Raw genomic sequence first — 17,228 nt, forward strand, 5'->3', positions numbered from 1 at the left:
CGTGTCTCCTTTTCTCTAAAGAATTTTGGCTACATTCTTATCCATAACTGACGTTACTTAGCATGGGAAAAAAGCAGTTAGAACGTTATTTAACATTTTCGCGAAAGATGTCGAATCTTCTAAACCACGATATTGAGCTTTTTCAATGCCGCTTCAACCCGCTCATCGGCATTACCTTGTAACTCATCAAATTGCTCAATCACTTCACCGGGGAACTTCTCCAAAGCCTTCAGAGACAGGGAAATACGCTTAGAACCCTCATCAATATCCGTAATTAAAACCCGCAGCTCTTGACCCACTTGGAATAAATCCTCCAGTTGGGGCACTTGCTTGTCACTAATTTGGCTGCGATGCAGTAAACCAGTCATTCCATCGAGTTCAACAAACACACCATAGGGCTTGATATTCGCAACCTTACCAGAAGCCAAAACACCGATACTTAGCTTCCGCATAATTTCCGCCTGGGCAGCATAACGTTGGGATAAAACCAATTTGCGGCGTTCTTGATCCAACTCTAGGAAATTAACAGTAAGAGTTTGCCCCATTAAACCTTCAATATTTTTATCCGTGAGATGGGAATTGGGAACAAATCCCCGTAAACCCTTCACATCGCCCGTGACACCACCGCGGTTACTGCCAGTAATCTGAATTTGTACTGAGTTCCCCGCTTCAGCTGCCTGTTCCAACTCCTCCCAAACACGCTTTTCTTCCAGCTTGCGGCGGGATAGAGTCACTTGACCATCAGCATTTTGCCCCCGAATGATCAAAAATTCTCGCTCTTCCCCAAGGGGTAAGACTTCTTGAACACCGGTTTCTCCAGCCAGTAGTGCTTCACGGGTGGGAACTAAACCCGGAGATTTTCCTTTGATGTCCACTAAGACACCGTCTGAAGTGTGCTCAAATACTTTCCCCTTAACGATTTGCCCTTGCTCGAAGTGATATTCGTGTTCATCGAGGGCACTCGCAAAGTCGTCCATCGAGAAAGCAATTGAGGAATTAGGCTCTGAAGTCATTGCTAAATTAAGCTGTGCGAAATTTTGGATATTAATAGGCTTAATCCTATCGTACTCCGTTGCGTTTATCGTCTGCGGATGAGGGAATTGGTTTACGGCGGATTTTTCGGGGCATAATAAGTGGCTGTATACCTTACTGGGTATGGAGATCTAGCTGATCAAAGAAGTTGGGATCGTCCCGCAGCATTTGGCTAAAGGTCTCGCTATCTACGGGGCGGCTGAAGAGATATCCTTGGATCTCGTTACAGTTTTGAGCTTTTAAAAATTCAAATTCGGCAGCTGTCTCAACGCCTTCGGCAACGGTTGTTAGGTCTAGTTGTTTCGCCATCATAATGACATGTTTCACAATGGTGGAATTGGTCACATTGCGCATGATATTGCGCACGAAACAGCGGTCTATTTTGAGAATATCAAAGGGGAAATTTTGTAAATAGCTCAGGGAAGAGTAGCCTGTTCCAAAGTCGTCGATGGCAATGGGGAAGCCTTGTTCTTTGAGGGACTGGAGGTTGGCGATCGCCAGTTTTACATCGGAGATTAAAATCGACTCCGTGACTTCCAGTTCAATGTGACTAGCAGGCACCTGATAGCAATCCAGAATCGCCTTTAAATTCGTCGCAAGATTTGGTTGATAAAACTGTCTTCCCGATAAATTTACAGCCAGACAAATATCTAAAAAGCCTTGGTTTCGTAATGTTTGCAGTTGACGACAGGCAGCCTCAAAGACCCATTGTCCAATGCCACTAATTAAGCCATTTTTTTCTGCTAGGGGAATAAATTGTGCCGGCGAAATCAACCCTAGCTCTGGATGTTGCCAACGAATTAACGCCTCAGCCCCCAAAATCCTGCCAGTGTGGGTGTTGATTTTTGGCTGGTAATATAGCACCAACTGGTCACGGTGGAGTGCTTCATATAAATCGGTATCGAGTAACCGCTGTGATGCTTTATCCTGCTGCTTATCGTCTGGCTGGAGGATATAGTAGGTCCGCTTGCCTTGGTTGCGGGCGAGCTCCATGGCTTCCTTTGCTTGGTTTAGATATCGATCAAAGTTGTATTCCGCCTCGGGCATGGTAACAATACCCACATGCCAGTTAATTAAAATTTTGCGCGATTCAACGGTAATGGGCTGGGCAAAGGTTTCTAAAATTGGTTCAACAATGGCACTCAAATGCTCCTCGGATTGAGCGTTCTGCACCGGCGGTGAAATTAAGACAAAGTCAGTGTAATTTAGACAGGCTAAATAGGCTGTTTCTGAAATTGTGCCCCCGAGGTAACGCACAATATTTTTCAGGACTGTGTTGCCAAAGTGGTAGCCATATAGCTCATTAATGCGCTCAAAGCGGTCTACGCTCAAGTAGAGAATCGGCACGCCCCATTCGCCGTTATTGTCTTGCTTGTTTTGGGGGAGATTATCCTGTTGCCATTGTTTTAAAAGACGGTTGAGATCATCCCGTAGCGCCAATTGGTTGGGGAGCTGGGTAATGGGATCATGGGTAACGGTGTAGTTGATTTTCGTGCTGTTGGCCTGTTGTTTTTGCCGAAAATGGGTGCGCCACAAACGATGTTTACGCAGGCGGGCTTGGATGGCATCGAGGAGTTCTTGGGCGGTAAAGGGTTTTGTTAAATAATCATCGGCACCAAGGTTCATGCCCTGACGAATATTGTCTTTCGTGCCGAGGGCTGTGAGAAAAAGGAAAGGGATTGTTTCGGTTTTTGGGTCTTCTTGGAGATGGTTGAGGATGCCATAGCCATCAATACCGGGCAGCATAATGTCGCACACGATCAGATCTAGTGGGGTGGCGATCGCCAAAGTAAGACCCAGTTCACCATTTTCCGCCTCAAGAACCGCATAATCCTCCGCTAACAGCAGAGTCACGATCAGCTCCCGAATAGAATCATCATCTTCTATGACCAAAACTGTCGGTTGTTGATTGTCTTGGGCAGGTAAGCATGAATTATCCATCAAGTTCCTAAATAAAGCGGTTATCTTAAGCGTCTTCAACGAAAATACAGGGAATATTTACCCGAAAGGTTGTTCCTGTATTCATCGCACTCGTTACCATGATCGCACCATTGTGGAGTTCTACATATCGTTCAACAATATGCAACCCTAAACCTGTCCCCGGAATTTTGCCAACATTTGTGGCTCGATGAAATGGTTCAAATAAATGGGGTAAATCCGCCTCAGGAATCCCAATCCCTTGATCTTGGACAATAAAAATAATTTGTTGTTTGTCGTACTGCACTTTCAACTGAACTGCTTTTTTAGAGAGCGTATATTTCAGCGCATTAGATAAAAGATTGGTCAAAATATGGCGGATGATGCGAGCATCAATGACCGGATGCAGTGGGCGATCGCCCTGTAGTTTGGAGTCGAGTGCTAACCTTAACGACGCAATCCCACCAAAAGCCCCATTGAGTTCATGGAAAATATCGCGACATAAATACTCAATGTCAACGGGCGACAACTCTAAACTGACATTCCCCGCATCAGCCCGACTAACCGACAATACATTATCCACTAACTCTTGCAATCTCTCTGCCGCACTGCGAATACGCTTTAGATGTTTGCGATGTACCTCTGGATTAAATTTATGGGAATACTGCTCTAGCAACTCAGTAAAGCCCAAAATTGAGGTCAAAGGCGTACGGAATTCATGGGATGCAATATCAATAAACCTTGTTTTTAGTTGATTGAGCTCCCGCTCCCGTAATAAAGCATTTTTCATCTCTAACTCTGCCCGCTTGCGATCGCTAATATCCCGCATTACCCCAACCACTTTGACGGTTGGTTCTCCATCGATAGCCGTTGATTGATGGGGAACACCACGATCTTGAATCCACACATAGGAACCATCGTGGTGACGAAAACGATATTCGATATCGTAGGGCTGGTGTTGTTCACAAGCGGCGGCAATTTTTGTGAGCACCCTAGTTTTGTCTTCACTAAATAATCGATCTAGCCATAATGCATTATCATCACCCATTTCTTGGGGGCTATAGCCAAGGATACGGACAAAATCCCCGTGCCAACTTATCTGCCCCGATATCAGACAACGTTCATAAATCACATCGCCGAGGGCTTTAATAAGGGCTTGACTGTACTGCATGGAGTATGAATGGCTAAATAAGGATCAAGAACACAGTTTTTTTCTGAATGATAGCGGTCAAAAAACAAGGTTTTCTTTTGGGTTATACAATCGTCAACCTCATGACTGAGTGAATCGTCCGATTACTCTAAAGCCAAAAGAAGTCGGTATGAAGTTGATATTAGTCGTCAAGCCAAACAAATTATCAAGGAGGCTCCTTAAAGATTTAAAGCTCTCATGTGATAGGGGTAAAAGTGAGACCAGCAATCATGAATCAGGGAACACTGGGCATTCTTGATCCATGTATTCTTAAGGTCGGATATAAAATATATCGCATTAACCGTTTTGTAACGTTCTAACACAAGCTGAATTTAAGCTTTAATTCAACAAGAGTTTTCAAGGGCAGGAGTTGCAGGTGATGGCACAGTCTATCGAACAATCATCTTTTTGGGAAACAAAATATCGCTCGGCGGAGTTTCGCTGGGATTTAGGTGAAGCAACACCGCCTTTGGTTGAGTTTTTTGGCCGGCCGATCGCCCCATCAGCGGGAAAAATCATTGCCCTTGGCGCTGGTCGGGGTCATGATGCAGTATTTCTCGCCCAGCAAGGTTTAATGGTGACGGCTGTGGATTTTGCACCATCGGCGATCGCCGCGACACAGAAATTAGCCCAGGCTAAAAACGTGAACCTCACCACCTTAGAACAGGATATTTTTACCTTAGAAAAAAGTTACAAAAATCAGTTTGACTACGTATTTGAGCATACGTGTTTCTGCGCGATCCCGCCGGAACGTCGCCACGACTATGTCCAACTCGTTGCTACTCTTTTGAAACCCGCTGGGACTTTCTATGGCGTGTTCTTTACCCATGGTAGAGCGGGTGGCCCTCCCTTTGGCACGACACCAACGGAAATTGAGCAGCTATTTTCTCCCTATTTCACCGTTAAAACCCTCACTGCCGTCACAAACTCTGTCCCTAGTCGCCAAGGTGACGAGCATTGGGGGATTTTTCGGCGCATGCTCTAAATTGCAGCATGTTAAAAAAACAAGTATTTCCCTGATAGATCAAATCTCCCATAGACAGGCTCTACAGGAGATAAAAAAAAGGAGATTAAAAAAAAGATTTTTCGCGATCAATGTGGCGTGCGACCCTAGAGTTTGGCGTGGGAGCCGTCGCAAAATGGTGGATTTTGGGAATGTTTACAAAGACACATCGCCACTTTTTGCTTTTCTTCTAGGGTGAATTTTTGTGGCGCAAAATCAGTTCCTTGGTGACCACCATCGCAGAAGGGCTGGTTGGCAGAGTGACCGCAGGTACACCAGAAATAATCTCCGGCTTCTAGCTCCATAACCATTGGCTTGGTGTCAGCAATTTTGGGTGTCGGCATGGTTTTTCCTCAAGTGAATAGTATTTTTGTATTGAACACTAATGGTCTGTGGGTCCTAGGGGCAATGTAGGGAGCTACAACCACGATGTCTGATTAGTTTTTGGCCAAAGGGTGTGGGTGCTTGGTGGCAAGGTTTTGGCCTCAGCTCGGCGATCGCCCCCTGAGATATGGCGATTAGGGTAAGTCGAAGAGAATAAACTCGGTCTCTGGAGCTTGGCCTATCACGGTAATTGCCTTTTCTGCTTCGATGCCTGCCCCATCGCCTGCTTTGAGGGGTTGACCGTTAAGGGTTAGGTGGCCGCGGGTAATCTGAATCCAGACGCGGCGATCGCCACCAAGCTCGTGGGTTACTGCCGCTCCCGCCGCCAAGATCGATGCGTACATAAAGGCATTTTGGTGAATTTTGACAGAGCCATCACGTCCATCGGGGGAAGCCACTAACCGCAACTTACCTTGCTTTTCCTCAGGGCTAAAGAACTTTTGTTCATAGCTAGGCTCAATGCCCATTTGGTCGGGCGTAATCCAGATTTGGAGTAAATGCACTGGATTTTGGGGAGAGGGATTAAATTCGCTGTGACGAATGCCGCGCCCTGCACTCATCCGCTGGACATCGCCGGGGCGCATGATGGAGCCGTTGCCAATACTGTCTTTATGCTCCAGTTGCCCTTCTAGGACATAGGTGACAATTTCCATATCGCGGTGGCCGTGGGTACCAAAGCCCTGGGCGGGAGCAATGTAGTCTTCGTTAATGACCCGCAGATTTGAAAAGTTCATGTGGGCAGGATCGTGGTACTGGGAAAACGAAAAGCTAAAGTAGCTATCTAGCCAGTCAAATTTGCCTCTACCGCGTTCTTCAGATGGACGAATTGTAATCATGGGTGACCTCCTTGAAACTTGGGAATTGAGGTTTTGTTTCGTTGTATTTATTCTATTGCCCATCCAAATAAAAGACAATATGGCAATTTTCACTCAAATTGTTTCCAGAAAAGATACAATGAAGTTCTAGGGCGATCGCCGAAATCAGAGGAATAACAAGAATCAATGAACAAGCTTGAAAGTATGTCTGCCTTTGTGCGGGTGGTAGAAGAAGGCAGTTTTGCGGCGGCGGCGCGGAAAATGTTGATGGGGCGATCGGCGGTGAACAAAATGGTGGTGGCTCTGGAAAATAGCTTAAAGGTACAATTGCTCCATCGCAGTACTCGTAAGGTCACGCCGACACCGACTGGACTAGCTTTCTACGAAAAATGTTTGCAAATTCTGGCTGATATTGAAGAAGCGGAATTGTCTGTCTCGCGCTCCCATGGTGAGCCGCAGGGCTTGTTACGGGTGAATGCACCGATGACCTTTGGAACGATGTGTTTTGCACCTGTGCTGGCAGATTTTATGAATCAATATCCGCAATTGCAAGTGCAGCTCACCCTTGAAGATCGCTTTGTGGATGCGATCGCCGAAGGATTTGATCTGTTAATTCGGGTGGCAGAACCGACAGCAAGTGCCAGTCTTATTAGCCATGAGTTATTTCAAACGCAGGTGTTGCTCTGTGCTTCGCCGGCATATTTAGGGCGATCGCCGCATTTACGAACCCCAGAAGATTTAAAAAACCATAACTGCTTGCTCTACGGCTACCAACAAACCAAATCCCAATGGCAAATCGGCGCAGAATCTGTCACGGTTTCGGGATCTTTTTGCTCAAATAATGGAGAAGCTCTGGCGATCGCCGCCAAAAAAGGTCTAGGTGTTGCGCTATTGCCCTGTTTTATTGTGGATTCTTATTTAAAATCTGGGGCATTAAAAATGGTATTGCCGGACTATTGCCAAAAGGTTTTGACAGTCTCGGTGTTGTATCCCATCAACCGTCATCTTTCGACGAAGGTCAAACTCTTCACAGAATTTTTGATAGAGCAGTTTGAGGGCGATCGCCCCTAAGATTCACCACCCAAGATGTAAGACGCGGTGGGAGGATTATTGCTTTTCCCCACCAATTAACATCGAGCAAAACCCATCTTTTTTAGTGTTCCAAATCCCTGCAAGATGGGGTTATGACGGACAGATAATATCTCGATTCACCTCCGTATTTTGGGTCGTCTCCACGTATCCTACGGCTCATCTTTGTGTGGTCATCGCCATGAGGTGCTCAACTAAAGTCAAAGTGTCGTTTGATCTTTTGCCTCCTATCCCAGCATAAAACGATAGATGTGGGAGTGATCAGTTTCCCACGGAATCAAGATGCTGTGAACTGAAAACAGTATGATTCTTGTTTAGGTATTTCTCCCCTAGATTTCTATGAACCTTCTCCGGCGATCGCCGCAATGGCTTAAGCAAATTCGTCGTCCCCAATACCGTTGGGTCTGGTGTATTGCAGCAGCAATCATCTACTTTGCGATTCTTGCATTGCCTCTCGCAGAATTTGATGAAGCTGCCCTCAAGGCCCTTGCAATTTTTGGGGTAACAGCCTTCCTCTGGAGTACCAGTGCTTTACCTGTGGCTGTGACAGGTCTTTTGGTGCTCTTTTTGATTCCTTTTACTGGAGTACTTCCCCCCGAACAAACCTATGCCTATTTTGGTAATCGTTCTGTCTTTTTTATTTTGGGGGTTTTTATTCTTGCGAGTCCGATTCGGCGATCGGGTTTGAGCACAAGGTTAGCCCTAACGGTGGTTTCAAAGTTTGGTGGAACCCAACGGGGCTTGATTCTTTCAGTACTCATTTTGTCGGCTGTAATGTCATTTTTTCTCAGTTCCCACGCCGTTGCAGCAATGCTTTTCCCCGTGGTTTTAGAGGTCGTGCAGTCGGCTGGCGCAAAACCCGGTGGACGTTTCGGAAAATCTGCTTTTTTGGCTTTGGGATGGGGCGCGGGTATCGGCGGTATTCCTAGTTTGCTTGGGGGGGCGAGGGCGGCTTTGGCATTGGGCTTGCTACGGGAAAGTACGGGTCAAAGTATTAGTTTTATCGAGTGGACTTTATGGTCATTACCCCTAGCTATTGTTTTGCTGGCGATCGCCTATTTGCTGATCAGAAATATTGGTCGGGGTACAGCCGTGTCTATGGATCAAGCAAAAATGTTATTAAAAGGCCGCGCTAAACGTCTGGGCAATATCTCCAAACGTGAAATAGGGACAGCTTTAATTACTTTACTAACCATTGTTTTATGGATTGTGCGGGGTGAAGCTTGGGGGCTCGATACCGTAGCTTTTCTCGGAGTTTCCTTACTATTTGTTTTCCAAATTGCTGATTGGCAGGAAGTCGAAGAAGATGTGAACTGGGGGATTTTCGTGATGTATGGTTCGGCGATCGCCCTGAGCGCAGTATTGAGAGAAACCGAAACTTCCACCGCTCTCGCCCAAGCATTATTAGGGTGGATTGACTCCGGTTGGCTAGTGTTTATTGCCGTTGCGATGGTGGTGGTCATCTTCACCGAAGGGATGAGTAATGCCGCTACCGTTGCGATGGTAATGCCCTTGGCGATCGCCCTAGCCGCAGAACATGGCATTGACCCCCGCGCCATAACGATGGGTGTTACCATTGCCTCAGGATTAGCCTTTATGATGCCCGTTAGCACGCCCGCCATGGCCATTGTGATCGGCAGTGGCTATGTGCCTCCATCCCATGCGCTACAACGGGGATTTTTCCTCAAATCCCTGGGATTCCTCGGATTATTAGCACTCGCGACATTATATTGGCCACTGTTTGGTTTGCAGGTGTAATCGCATGAAAAAAATCTATTTTGTTATTCTCAATCCCTACGCCTACGACGATGCCATGTACCAAGCTGAGGCGATCGCCAAAGATGCAAATTCCCCTCTAAATATTGTCTTTTTTATTAGCGAGCGAGCTGTCTGCACCATGATGCACGACCTCGGCGAAAACGGCTGGCTCAGCGCCGCCTCGATTCGGAGCCTGCAACATTCCATGCTCGAAGGCTACCGCGGTTTAGCCGAAGATGTTTTAGAACGCGTTCGGCGCAAACTGAGCGATATCGAACTCAATATTCTACCTGTCAACGAGCAACCCACCGTCGAACCCTATCTCCATCGTTTAGTGGCAGAAGGCGCAGAGCAAATTGTTGTGGCAGGCTCGACTAATGTTCAACTGAAACGCGATATTTTGCCAAAACAAGTCCTTTACTCCGTTGCCTAATTCGTTTTTTTGCATTGCCGAAGTTGAAATGCATTATTAACGTACCAACGCTGCAACAGTCCTTGACACACTATCGCGGCAAACCACCCAAAAATAAACCCCAAAAAATTTAAACATCTGGACATTTATGCCATCACTAATGACATTACTATCCCCACAGCCTGAGAACCGTCCCGCCTAATCGTTTACAATAGTTAATACTTTTTTTGAGAAATTAAACGTAGGACAAACGTAATGCGTGTAGCAATCGTCGGAGCAGGACTAGCCGGATTATCCACTGCCATTGAATTAGCAGATGCTGGTCACGAAATCGAAATCTTTGAAGCCCGTCCCTTTGTCGGTGGCAAAGTTGGCAGCTGGGTAGACAAAGACGGTAACCACATTGAGATGGGGCTCCACGTATTTTTTGGGTGTTACTACAATCTCTTTGCCCTCATGGAAAAAGTCGGTGCAGGTAATAACCTCCGACTGAAAGAGCATACCCACCAATTTATTAATGAAGGCGGTAAGGTTGGCGAACTCGATTTTCGGTTCCCTGTGGGTGCGCCTTTCCATGGTCTAAAGGCATTTTTTACATCTTCACAACTTTCGGCGATCGATAAAGCGGCCAACTCCCTTGCTCTTGGTACTAGCCCCATTGTGCGTGGTTTGGTGGATTTCAAAGGCGCAATGAAAACCATTCGAGACCTCGACGCTATTAGCTTTGCGGACTGGTTCCGCAGCCATGGCGGCAATGATGGCAGCCTCAAAAAAATGTGGAATCCCATCGCCTACGCTCTCGGGTTTATTGATACCGAGAACATTTCGGCGCGCTGCATGTTGACCATTTTTATGTTCTTTGCAGCAAAGACCGAGGCTTCTGTCCTACGGATGTTGGAAGGTTCTCCAGCAGAGTACTTGCATAAACCTATCGTCAATTATCTCGAATCGAAGGGCGCGAAAATTCATACTCGCCACCGGATGAAAGATATTCACTACACTCTCGATGGCACACCCACAATTGATGGTCTTGTTATCAACAATGGTGAAAGTGATCAAACGGTGAAAGCCGATACTTATGTTTTGGCACTCGACATTCCCGGCATTCAGCGTGCAGTTCCTGATGCTTGGCGGAAATGGCCTGAATTCGACAATATCTACAAGCTCGATGCAGTTCCTGTCGCAACAGTTCAATTGCGTTTCGACGGTTGGGTCACTGAACTCAATGATCCGGAAAAGCGCGCTCAACTTGAAAAAGCTGAAGGTATTGATAACCTTCTCTACACTCACCAAGCAGATTTTTCTTGTTTTGCAGACTTAGCATTAACAAGTCCCGGTGATTTTTACAAAGAAGGTGAGGGTTCTTTAATGCAGCTTGTGTTGACTCCCGGTGATCCTTTCATCAAAAAGAGCAACGATGAAATTGCCCAACATGTTTTGGAGCAAGTCCACAAATTATTCCCTTCTTCTCGCGAATTGAATATGACTTGGTCTAACGTCGTAAAGTTGGCGCAATCCCTTTACCGCGAAGCGCCGGGAATGGATCCTTACCGCCCCGCTCAGGAAACGCCAATTTCTAATTTATTTCTTGCGGGAAGCTACACCCAACAGGACTATATCGACAGTATGGAAGGTGCGACAATTTCTGGCCGCCAAGCCGCCGAAGCAATTTTGTCTAAGGTCGGTCAATTAGAGAAGCCTTTAGTCGCAACCATGTAGAACTCCACCGTCTAGGCAAATCAAAAATCCTGTCTTGAATTTATTTGAGATGGGATTTTTTATGGCTAATTTTCAATGGGATAGTTTTCTTTTAGGTATGTCAATGCAGTGGGGCGATCGCCGATGTCTCCATCCAGTGTTTTTTTGAGTAAATCTTGCAAAATGACGCGGAACTGTGGACTCGGTTTATAGCCTAGTTTTTTGAGATCAGAGCCGTCTAGGGGCGCTTTAATAAATTGCCATTGCCGTAGATAACACCACAAATCATGGCGAATTTTTTTCGGGGCGATCGCCGCCAATAAAATAATATCGGCCAGCTCTAACGCCTCTAATGCCAACACCTTATCGCTGAGATTTTGGGCGGCGACTAACTGGGGTAAAATTTTAGCCTGATGCTGCGAGAATTGTTCTAATCGCTGGAGACTATCTTTCGGCAATTGCAGGCGATCGCCCACTTCAAGACGCGCCGCCGTCGGTAAATTAATCAGTAAGCCCTCCAAACGTATCCGCCAATGTTCAAGGTTTTCATCTGGATCCAGATGGCGCAACCAACGGTCAACACAACGCACTTGCCACCACACAGTTTCCGTTAATGCCAAATCTTTATGGATACACTGCAATGCTCCCAAAGCATCCAGCAACCGCAATGCTGGTTTCCAGTAATGAGCTGTCAGTAAATATTTCAGTTCAGCGCGCAGCCGCGTGGTTAAAGCGGGCGCTTGGGGTTTTTCATGGTGCAACCTTTCGTAAATACCAGAAGCGATTCCGTAGCGAATAAACTCTTCCGTCTGGGACTCGAGAGCAAAATTTAGCCGCACTGCAAACCGCACCGCCCGATAAATGCGCGTTGGATCTTCAATAAAACTATTGGCATGGAGCACCCGAATTTGACGTTTTTTGAGATCATCTAGTCCCCCAAAAAAGTCCAGTAATTCCCCCGGATCTGGCTCCGTTAAACGCAAACATAACGCATTAATCGTAAAATCCCGTCGATATAAATCCTGACGAATCGAGCTCGCTTCCACCTCTGGATTTGCTGCGGGGTAAGGATAAAATTCTGTTCGTGCCGTTGCAATATCCATCGCTAATGATCCAAACACTGGATCCTGACTCCACAAAATCGCCGCTGTTTGGAACTCTCCATGTACCGAAACCCGTGCTTCTGGATAAAGCTCTTTAATGACATTTGCCAACTCCACACCAGCCCCAACATCTGCCGCCGCGTGAAAACCATCCACCACCAAATCAACATCTTGCAATAATAATTCTGCCTCGTTCTCCGCTAAAAGCAAATCCCGCACACCACCGCCGACGAGATATAAATGCCAGCCTCTTTTTCGGGCGGCGATCGCCACCGATTGCAATAATTCCCACAGCGACCCATCTAATTTTTCCTCAAGGATTGTCGTCAAAGGTAGAGGCCTATGGCTAGACGATAATGGCAATAAATCTCGACGTTGTTCCTGATGATGTTGCCGTAAAACATCTGTCCGCGTCACAATCCCCAGCAGGCGATCGCCCTCCACCACAGGCAAACGACCCACATCAAAATTAACCATCAGCGTTTCAATATCCCGTAGCGTCGTTGTCGGTAAAATTGTCCGCACCTTACGACTCATATAACCTTTCACCGGCGAATGCTGAAATCCATGATGCAACGCTAAATCCAAATCCCGCCGCGAAATTATCCCCACCAATTTTTCCGCATCATCCACCACCACCAAGCCCGAATGCCCATAGCGCAATAACACCCGTTGCGCTTCCTCAATGGACGTTTCCGGCAAAATTGTTCGCACAGGCGCTGTCATCAAATCCCGTGCCGTTACCGCCTGGGGAATTTGCCCCATAAATTCACCATAAACCTTAGCCAAGACAACCTCCGGTTGCTCAACCCGTACACTCAACGATGCCGCCTGATCATGACCACCGCCACCATAGGGTTCAAACAATTGATTTAAATTTGTCCCGACAATGTGCGATCGCCCAATAATAACCAGCTTGCCTTCAGATTCAGTCTGACGATAAAAATGCCCCACCAATAACCCATCGAGATTAGTCATCTGCATCATCCGTTCCGTCATATTCGACAAACCCGGCACAAAATCCGGCGATCGCAACAACACCTGAGCCACCTGATACCCTCGAACACTATCCCGCTGCAACCCACCCATAGCCTCAGCAAAGAGCGACTGCACCTGAGTTGAAAAACCCGGTGACCCATAATCCGCAATAATTTTCACCACAGCCCCCTGCCCCATCAACCAAGTCAGAGCCTGAGCATCCCGTACCGTCGTTTGATCAAACATTAAAGACCCAGTATCCACATGAATCCCCAAAGCCATCACCGTGGCAGTATAGAGATCTAGCTCGATACCCCGTGCCTGAAGCTTTTCCGCAATTAAAGTCGTTGTTGACCCAACATCTTCAATTTCCACATAGGTCGCCGGAATATCCCGCTCTTGATCAACATGGTGATCATAAATTTCAATATGCTTAACCTGCTCCGCCTCAAACCACGTTTGCGCCTTGCCTAATCTCTGCCGCTGCTGATTGTCCACCACCATAATCGTTTTCAGCTGCTCTGGATGCACACTCCGCATTTCCAGCAATGGAAACTCATCACGATACAACGCCAGAAAACGCCTTACCCCCGGATGAGCACCACCAGTCAAAACAACCCTTGCCCCCACTCGCAAACAAGCTAAACCAACCGCTGCCCCAAGGGCATCAAAATCAACAGTTTGGTGACAGAGAATAACTTGCATGATGGGTTCAATAACAAAAATTTTTAGACGACTTTAATTTCACTGAGCTTTTAGCCAAGCAATTACCTCATCAGCATTAGCATTAGGTGGAAATACTGGATAAAAAACTTTGACGATCTCATTATTTTTCACAATAATTGTGACTCGTTTGAGTAAATACTTATTATCGACCTCAAAAATCGGTAATTGCAGAGCTTGCGCCAATTCTAGATTGACATCACTCAGTAATTCGAAAGGCAAATGCAAACGCTTCTTTGCCTCCACTTGTTCATCCGATGCTTGAGTACTGATGCCGTAAACTTCTGCCCTTAACGCTGTCAAGTCCTGATAATGGTCTCGGAAAGCACAAGATTGGGGCGTACAACCTCTTGCACCCGGAATCTGATCCCATCCTTGGGGTAGCGCAACACCGGGCTTACCGGTCATCGGATAGCAGTACAAGACAAGGTAGTTCTTCGCCTTAGATATATTGACCATTGCTCCTTGTGTCGAAAGCAAAGACAGTTCAGGTAATGAGCAATCCAGTAAATGATCGCAAGCACCGTCATCTTCAGGTTCTGGTAAGCCTTGGGGTAATTTAGACAGTTCACTCATCACAAGATTCTTTATTGAAATATTTTCAACTTACTCCAAAACAAATTTCAGAATTAGACTCCATGGTTACGCAATATAAAAAATGCGACCACCAAAAACGGCGATCGCACTTTTGCATGATTCAAACTAAATCAATCTCAGAGAAACCGAAAACTCTTTAGTAGCGAGTCTGATTAGGCTTGTAAACAATGAAACTTACAGTTTGGCACTGACGAATATTGTCGAAGCCAACAACACGAATGTAGCAGTCAGAATACTCACTACGGCATTCACGCACTTCATTAAGAACCTCTTGAGCACTAGTTGCACTGAAGAGAGGAAGCTTCCAAAGCGTCCAGTGGTGGAGATCGGGAGCAGGATCTTTCTCAAACTCAACACCAGGAATAAAACCTTGGTCAATCATGTGTTGAACTTGGCGAGCAATCTGCTGATCACTAAGGGGTGGAAGGTAAGAAAGAGTTTCGTAACGCTTTTCCTTAGGTAAAGTCTTCATTATCTGTAATGTCCTCTTTTGGGTCAAAAATTACTCAGAATCTTCTGAAATATCTGGCTCAATATCTGTTTGAGCCAAATTGGTTGACGATACATCAACCCGAGTTAACTGCTCTAGTAGAGAACGGCGGTGCTGCGCGTTAGACTGCTGAATTTCAGTAGACACCATTTCTGGTAGGAAATCGAGAACTTCTCCGGCTAAATTTGCCCTGACGGTCAAAATTCTCAAGACCAGTTCTTTATTCTCTTGCATCATATCTTCAATATAGCGATCGCCGTCCTGAAGAGAATGCTGCTTAGAAAAATCTCCTAACCAAATCGCCTGTCCGGGATTGGTCTCACCCAACTGCTGACTAATGATGCGAACCGCCTGATAAGTCAAATAATCACGTAGAACCTTTGCCGTCTCTTTGGCAATATCTTTAAACTCCATGAGAGCTAACTATCAGTGAATAGGATCATTGTGACAAAAAATCCCATCCACTGATGCTCATCAAGAGCTTAGAGGGTGTCAACTGTATCGAATTCGAACTTAATCTCTTTCCAAAGATCACAAGCAGCTGCCAACTCAGGAGACCACTTACAAGCTTCACGGAGAACATCGTTCCCTTCACGAGCCAAGCTACGACCTTCGTTACGAGCTTGAACACAAGCCTCAAGCGCAACACGGTTTGCAGTCGCACCCGGAGCATTACCCCAAGGGTGACCCAAAGTACCACCACCAAACTGGAGGCAAGAATCATCACCGAAGATCTCAACCAGCGCAGGCATATGCCATACGTGGATACCACCAGAAGCCACAGGCATAGTACCGGGGAGAGAAGCATAGTCCTGGGTGAAAAATACACCGCGAGAACGATCTTCCTCAACATAGTCTTCACGCATGAGGTCAACGAAACCTAAAGTACCAGCGCGATCGCCCTCAAGCTTACCGACGACAGTACCAGAGTGGAGGTGGTCACCACCAGAAAGACGGAGACACTTAGCAAGAACACGGAAGTGGATACCATGGTTCTTCTGACGGTCAATTACAGCGTGCATTGCCCGGTGGATGTGCAACAGAAGACCATTACGACGACACCACTTAGAAAGGGTAGTGTTTGCCGTGAAACCACCAGTAATGAAGTCGTGCATGACAATCGGCGTACCGATTTCTTTAGCAAACTCAGCACGCTCAAGCATTTCTTCGCAAGTAGCGGCAGTTACGTTGAGGTAGTGACCCTTAACTTCATTAGTTTCAGCCTGTGCCTTCTCAATCGCTTCTTGAACGAAGAGGAAGCGATCACGCCAACGCATAAAAGGCTGAGAGTTGATATTCTCATCATCCTTAGTGAAATCAAGACCACCGCGGAGACACTCATAAACCGCACGACCATAGTTCTTAGCAGAAAGACCGAGCTTAGGCTTAATCGTACAACCGAGAAGAGGACGACCATACTTGTTGAGGAGGTCGCGCTCTACAGTAATACCATGGGGGTTTCCGGGGCATGTCTTAATGAAAGCAACAGGGAAACGAATATCCTCTAGGCGTAGGGCACGGAGCGCCTTAAAACCAAATACGTTACCAACCAAGGATGTTAGAACGTTAGTAATGGAGCCTTCCTCAAACAAATCGAGAGGATAAGCAACAAAACAGAAATATTGATTGTCTTCCCCTTGTACAGGCTCAACGTTATAACAACGACCCTTGTAACGATCAAGGTCAGTAAGACCATCAGTCCATACAGTTGTCCAAGTACCAGTCGAAGACTCAGCAGCAACGGCCGCTGCACACTCTTCAGGAGGAACACCCGGTTGGGGAGTCATCCGGAAACAAGCGAGTAAATCGGTATCCTTGGGGGTGTAATCAGGCATGTAGTATGTCAGGCGATAATCCTGTACACCAGCCTTAAACCCAGCAGATTTGGTCTGAACCATGCGGTTTTCCTCCAGCAGTAAAAATGCTTATCTTTAACAAACAAATACTCTAGGTATTCTTGCTCTAAAATCTTGAAATTTTTCAGTGACAAAAGACACGAAATAAAACTTCAAAGATCTAAGTCTTATGACTTTCTTTAAT

15 protein-coding genes are annotated in these 17,228 nt (G+C 46.3%); 5 read left to right on the forward strand and 10 right to left on the reverse strand.

Annotated features, from left to right (window positions below; genetic code table 11):
* Positions 1–119 precede the first annotated feature (119 nt).
* The 3 genes from NIES208_RS11630 to NIES208_RS11640 form a co-directional block, all read right to left on the reverse strand.
* A complete protein-coding gene (locus NIES208_RS11630) occupies positions 120–1,013 on the reverse strand; it encodes a S1 RNA-binding domain-containing protein (RefSeq protein ID WP_075892919.1) in 894 nt (297 codons plus the stop codon).
* A gap of 133 nt (positions 1,014–1,146) precedes the next feature.
* Positions 1,147–2,973: a putative bifunctional diguanylate cyclase/phosphodiesterase gene (locus NIES208_RS11635; protein WP_075892921.1), complete on the reverse strand. Its 1,827-nt coding sequence runs from the start codon at positions 2,971–2,973 to the stop codon at positions 1,147–1,149.
* A gap of 25 nt (positions 2,974–2,998) precedes the next feature.
* On the reverse strand, positions 2,999–4,120 hold the full coding sequence (locus tag NIES208_RS11640) for a PAS domain-containing sensor histidine kinase (RefSeq protein ID WP_075892923.1): 1,122 nt from the start codon (positions 4,118–4,120) through the stop codon (positions 2,999–3,001).
* A 397-nt stretch (positions 4,121–4,517) separates the two neighbouring features.
* Here NIES208_RS11640 and NIES208_RS11645 point away from each other — a divergent pair, with 397 nt between their 5' ends.
* Positions 4,518–5,123, forward strand: coding sequence for a methyltransferase domain-containing protein (locus NIES208_RS11645; protein WP_075892925.1), 606 nt, complete (start codon positions 4,518–4,520; stop codon positions 5,121–5,123).
* Between the two features lie 125 nt (positions 5,124–5,248).
* Here the strand turns inward: NIES208_RS11645 and NIES208_RS11650 are convergent, their stop codons facing one another.
* Both NIES208_RS11650 and NIES208_RS11655 read right to left on the reverse strand, forming a co-directional pair.
* Positions 5,249–5,485 carry a CDGSH iron-sulfur domain-containing protein gene (locus NIES208_RS11650; RefSeq protein ID WP_075892927.1) on the reverse strand — a complete coding sequence of 79 codons (237 nt, stop codon included), beginning with the start codon at positions 5,483–5,485 and terminating at the stop codon, positions 5,249–5,251.
* A gap of 174 nt (positions 5,486–5,659) precedes the next feature.
* Positions 5,660–6,361, reverse strand: a complete 702-nt coding sequence (locus NIES208_RS11655; protein WP_075892929.1) for a pirin family protein — start codon at positions 6,359–6,361, stop codon at positions 5,660–5,662.
* 165 nt (positions 6,362–6,526) lie between these two features.
* Here NIES208_RS11655 and NIES208_RS11660 point away from each other — a divergent pair, with 165 nt between their 5' ends.
* The 4 genes from NIES208_RS11660 (at position 6,527) to zds (ending at position 11,318) form a co-directional block, all read left to right on the forward strand.
* The gene (locus NIES208_RS11660; RefSeq protein WP_075892931.1) at positions 6,527–7,411 is read left to right on the forward strand and encodes a LysR family transcriptional regulator; all 885 of its coding nucleotides are present in this window, start codon (positions 6,527–6,529) and stop codon (positions 7,409–7,411) included.
* Positions 7,412–7,768: 357 nt separating this feature from the next.
* Positions 7,769–9,187 (forward strand): SLC13 family permease, encoded by a 1,419-nt coding sequence (locus tag NIES208_RS11665; protein WP_075892933.1) that lies wholly within the window; start codon positions 7,769–7,771, stop codon positions 9,185–9,187.
* A 4-nt stretch (positions 9,188–9,191) separates the two neighbouring features.
* Entirely contained in the window at positions 9,192–9,620 is a 429-nt protein-coding gene (locus NIES208_RS11670; protein WP_075892935.1) for a hypothetical protein, read from the forward strand.
* A 234-nt stretch (positions 9,621–9,854) separates the two neighbouring features.
* Positions 9,855–11,318, forward strand: coding sequence for a 9,9'-di-cis-zeta-carotene desaturase (gene zds / locus NIES208_RS11675; RefSeq protein WP_075892937.1), 1,464 nt, complete (start codon positions 9,855–9,857; stop codon positions 11,316–11,318).
* Positions 11,319–11,383: 65 nt separating this feature from the next.
* Here zds and NIES208_RS11680 read toward each other — a convergent pair whose 3' ends face one another.
* The 5 genes from NIES208_RS11680 to NIES208_RS11700 form a co-directional block, all read right to left on the reverse strand.
* Positions 11,384–14,083 (reverse strand): CBS domain-containing protein, encoded by a 2,700-nt coding sequence (locus tag NIES208_RS11680; protein WP_075892939.1) that lies wholly within the window; start codon positions 14,081–14,083, stop codon positions 11,384–11,386.
* Positions 14,084–14,122: 39 nt separating this feature from the next.
* Positions 14,123–14,677 (reverse strand): peroxiredoxin, encoded by a 555-nt coding sequence (locus NIES208_RS11685; RefSeq protein ID WP_075892941.1) that lies wholly within the window; start codon positions 14,675–14,677, stop codon positions 14,123–14,125.
* Positions 14,678–14,834: 157 nt separating this feature from the next.
* On the reverse strand, positions 14,835–15,170 hold the full coding sequence (locus tag NIES208_RS11690) for a ribulose bisphosphate carboxylase small subunit (RefSeq protein WP_075892943.1): 336 nt from the start codon (positions 15,168–15,170) through the stop codon (positions 14,835–14,837).
* Between the two features lie 30 nt (positions 15,171–15,200).
* On the reverse strand, positions 15,201–15,602 hold the full coding sequence (gene rcbX, locus NIES208_RS11695) for a RuBisCO chaperone RbcX (RefSeq protein WP_075892945.1): 402 nt from the start codon (positions 15,600–15,602) through the stop codon (positions 15,201–15,203).
* A gap of 68 nt (positions 15,603–15,670) precedes the next feature.
* Complete coding sequence (locus NIES208_RS11700) at positions 15,671–17,086, reverse strand: form I ribulose bisphosphate carboxylase large subunit (RefSeq protein ID WP_075892947.1); 1,416 nt, start codon at positions 17,084–17,086, stop codon at positions 15,671–15,673.
* Positions 17,087–17,228: the final 142 nt, after the last annotated feature.

Origin of the sequence: [Limnothrix rosea] IAM M-220 (assembly GCF_001904615.1) — a bacterium.
GTDB lineage: Bacteria > Cyanobacteriota > Cyanobacteriia > Cyanobacteriales > MRBY01 > MRBY01.

What these genes read in the sequence shown, in the direction of transcription:
- NIES208_RS11630 (WP_075892919.1), bottom strand. Translation starts at nt 1,013, where the DNA reads ATGACTTCAGAGCCTAATTCCTCAATTGCTTTCTCGATGGACGACTTT.
- NIES208_RS11635 (WP_075892921.1), bottom strand. Translation starts at nt 2,973, where the DNA reads ATGGATAATTCATGCTTACCTGCCCAAGACAATCAACAACCGACAGTT.
- NIES208_RS11640 (WP_075892923.1), bottom strand. Translation starts at nt 4,120, where the DNA reads ATGCAGTACAGTCAAGCCCTTATTAAAGCCCTCGGCGATGTGATTTAT.
- NIES208_RS11645 (WP_075892925.1), top strand. Translation starts at nt 4,518, where the DNA reads ATGGCACAGTCTATCGAACAATCATCTTTTTGGGAAACAAAATATCGC.
- NIES208_RS11650 (WP_075892927.1), bottom strand. Translation starts at nt 5,485, where the DNA reads ATGCCGACACCCAAAATTGCTGACACCAAGCCAATGGTTATGGAGCTA.
- NIES208_RS11655 (WP_075892929.1), bottom strand. Translation starts at nt 6,361, where the DNA reads ATGATTACAATTCGTCCATCTGAAGAACGCGGTAGAGGCAAATTTGAC.
- NIES208_RS11660 (WP_075892931.1), top strand. Translation starts at nt 6,527, where the DNA reads ATGAACAAGCTTGAAAGTATGTCTGCCTTTGTGCGGGTGGTAGAAGAA.
- NIES208_RS11665 (WP_075892933.1), top strand. Translation starts at nt 7,769, where the DNA reads ATGAACCTTCTCCGGCGATCGCCGCAATGGCTTAAGCAAATTCGTCGT.
- NIES208_RS11670 (WP_075892935.1), top strand. Translation starts at nt 9,192, where the DNA reads ATGAAAAAAATCTATTTTGTTATTCTCAATCCCTACGCCTACGACGAT.
- zds (WP_075892937.1), top strand. Translation starts at nt 9,855, where the DNA reads ATGCGTGTAGCAATCGTCGGAGCAGGACTAGCCGGATTATCCACTGCC.
- NIES208_RS11680 (WP_075892939.1), bottom strand. Translation starts at nt 14,083, where the DNA reads ATGCAAGTTATTCTCTGTCACCAAACTGTTGATTTTGATGCCCTTGGG.
- NIES208_RS11685 (WP_075892941.1), bottom strand. Translation starts at nt 14,677, where the DNA reads ATGAGTGAACTGTCTAAATTACCCCAAGGCTTACCAGAACCTGAAGAT.
- NIES208_RS11690 (WP_075892943.1), bottom strand. Translation starts at nt 15,170, where the DNA reads ATGAAGACTTTACCTAAGGAAAAGCGTTACGAAACTCTTTCTTACCTT.
- rcbX (WP_075892945.1), bottom strand. Translation starts at nt 15,602, where the DNA reads ATGGAGTTTAAAGATATTGCCAAAGAGACGGCAAAGGTTCTACGTGAT.
- NIES208_RS11700 (WP_075892947.1), bottom strand. Translation starts at nt 17,086, where the DNA reads ATGGTTCAGACCAAATCTGCTGGGTTTAAGGCTGGTGTACAGGATTAT.